This window comes from Rhizobium sp. 268 (genome assembly GCF_036571585.1).
GTDB classification, from domain to species: Bacteria; Pseudomonadota; Alphaproteobacteria; order Rhizobiales; family Rhizobiaceae; genus Rhizobium; species Rhizobium redzepovicii.
In genome coordinates, this window is record NZ_JAPPSO010000079.1 from 1 (window position 1) to 619 (window position 619).

A 619-nucleotide genomic window follows, 5' to 3' on the forward strand; every position below is an offset into this window, starting at 1 on the left:
CAGACCGTGCGACTTTGGGCTAAGAAATTCGGCAGACACTTTGCCAATGATATCCGGAAGCGATCTGCCGGCAAGCTCGGTGACAAATGGCATCTCGATGAGGTTGTCATCACCATCGGCGGAAAGAAACACTGGCTTTGGCGTGCCGTTGATCAGGACGGCTTTGTTCTGGACGTCTTGGTGCAAAGCCGTCGGAATAGCAAGGCGGCAAAGCGCTTGATGCGCAAGCTCCTGAAAACACAAGGCCGTTCGCCGCGTGTGGTGATCACCGACAAGCTGCGTTCCTATGGTGCGGCGAAACGAGAGATCATGCCAGGCGTCGAGCATCGTTCTCACAAGGGACTGAACAATCGGGCGGAAAACTCTCATCAGCCGATCCGACGACGAGAGAGGATCATGAAGTGCTTCAAATCAGCGCGACAGCTTCAGCGTTTCGTTTCCATCCACGACCCGATCAGCAACCTTTTTCATATTCCCCGTCACGATATTCCATCCAACCACCATCGCGAACTGCGAGCAGCAGCCATGCAAGCATGGCGCCAAATCGCGCAACTTCAAGCCGCGTGAAACGGGGCCTCACTCCCAGTTCCAGTTTCCACGGCGTTAAGTTTACAGTGCC

1 protein-coding gene is annotated in these 619 nt (G+C 54.9%); it reads left to right on the forward strand.

All coding sequences use genetic code 11. From position 1 onward, the window contains the following. Positions 1 to 567 (forward strand): IS6 family transposase (locus OS035_RS33525; protein WP_331815701.1); only part of this gene is annotated, 567 nt, incomplete at its 5' end. Positions 568 to 619 lie beyond the last annotated feature (52 nt).